At 60.1% G+C, this 1,770-nt stretch carries 2 protein-coding genes; both read left to right on the top strand.

The features are described 5' to 3' along the window. The first annotated feature begins 201 nt into the window (after positions 1–201). Positions 202–1,494, top strand: coding sequence for a D-alanyl-D-alanine carboxypeptidase (locus NW818_RS09835; RefSeq protein WP_414424448.1), 1,293 nt, complete (start codon positions 202–204; stop codon positions 1,492–1,494). Between the two features lie 197 nt (positions 1,495–1,691). Further along, on the top strand, positions 1,692–1,770 hold a 79-nt coding region (locus NW818_RS09830), incomplete at its 3' end, for an IS630 transposase-related protein (RefSeq protein ID WP_414424449.1).

Below are 1,770 nucleotides of genomic sequence, written 5' to 3'. Positions count from 1 at the left end.
GCCTAGCGGTTGGTGTCGGGTAGTTTACGTCACAGCCGACTGGGATCCCTGACAAGCAAAAGATGGGCTTGCCTTGGCCGGAGTCGATAACGCTGGAAAAGGCTGGCACAGAGATTTGCCAAGGCAGTTCGGATGGCACTAGAGTAGCGTCAAGTCTTTTGCCAGCCTGTTGTCCTTTGCAAGTGTCTTTGTGAGGTCATCATGCCGCTTATCCCACAGGGGTTGCGCCCCCATCGTCGTCTCCTCTGGGCAGGGATCCCGTTGGCCGGTGCTTTGGCCTTGGGGGCCTGCTGGAGCAACCCCACAGGTGCTGAAGTCGAGTCTCCCACATTGACTCAGAATCCCTTCCCCCCCATCCCCACTCCACCGCCGCCGCTGCCTTCCCCAAGTGGGACTCCGGGCCTTCCCCCTTGGTGGCCCCGCGCCCAATCGCCGCAGTGGGAAGATTCTCCTTACGCTTCGGTCTTGTCCGGCTTTTTGCAAGGATTGGCGGCCCAAGGGGGAGCGCTCTCTCAACAGGGGATCCTGCTCTGGACACCGGAAGGGGAGCTGTTGGCGGAGCATGGGCTGGATCGACCTTTGCCGGTGGGAGCCTTGGATCAGTTGGCCATCAGCTTGATGGCCCTGGAGACTTGGGGTTACGAGCATCGCTTTGAGACCCGCTTCTACACCACAGGCCATCGGTTGGGCCATCGCTTGACGGGAGATTTGATCCTGGTAGGTGGCGGGGATCCCTATTTCACGGAAGCGAATGTGGCAGAGCTGGCCCGCCATTTGCATAGCCTCAACATTCGCCAGATCGACGGGGATGTGAAGGTGTTGCCCCCCTTCCGTTTGCTGGGCCAACCCGATCCTTTGGGCGGCGCTCAGCGTTTGGCAGAACTCCTCAGCGATACGCAACAGCCCCACCCGGTTGCCATTCGCGGCTCGGTGTCAACCCTGACAGCCCTGCCCGCGGACGCCCACTGCCTGGCCAGCTACACCTCGCTACGCCTGGGATCCCTGTTGCAGATCCTCAATGGCAGCAACGACCGAGCCATGGCAGAAGCCCTGTTGGCGGAACTGGGGGGCGAAACAGCCCTGCTGGAGTACCTGCGGCAGCGGTTGGTGGCTCAGCCCATTTCCCGCCTGGATTCCCAAATGGCCCCCGCCGAGCAAGACATTCGCCTGGGGCAAAGAGGGCGAGCGCTGTACCTTTCCCCCCGCGCCCTAGCTCATCTCTGGGAACACCTGGTAGATTTCACAGATGGGGATCCGACTCGGATCTTGCCCAGAGCGGGCACTGGCCACAGCACCCTGCGGGCGCGCACCTTGCCCCCAGGCACGGCTGCTCAGGTGGGATCCGCTGCGGATCGGCTGATGATGATGGGGCAATTGCCGGATGGCATCCACTTTGTCCTGCTCAACCAAGGCCCCGACCTGGGCATTTTGCGCCAACAACAGGATCAGTTTCTGCAGGATGTGGTGGCCATTTCTGAGCCTCTCCGCCGCTAATGCTGACCTCAATTCGAACTTAATTTGAGATACAGCTCTCCCCCCACTTTCCCCATAGGAGGCGGAAGCTCAAGACCCCAGAGCCCCACAGGTTAGGAACAGGGTCAATTCATTTAAGAATGAGACGGCCCTGCAGCTAAGAAGGCATGGAGGTAGACCTCAGGAGGAAGCTTAGACCTGAGAGAGAGTCATAGGGTATGTCCAGGAAGGGAGCAGTTGCACGGATGAACAAGGTTAGTCGTGCAACAGTTTATCGCTGGCTGAACCGAGAAGACC

The organism is Synechococcus sp. R6-5, from assembly GCF_047461775.1.
GTDB lineage: Bacteria > Cyanobacteriota > Cyanobacteriia > Thermostichales > Thermostichaceae > Thermostichus.
This window is presented reverse-complemented; position numbering and strand designations above follow the sequence as displayed.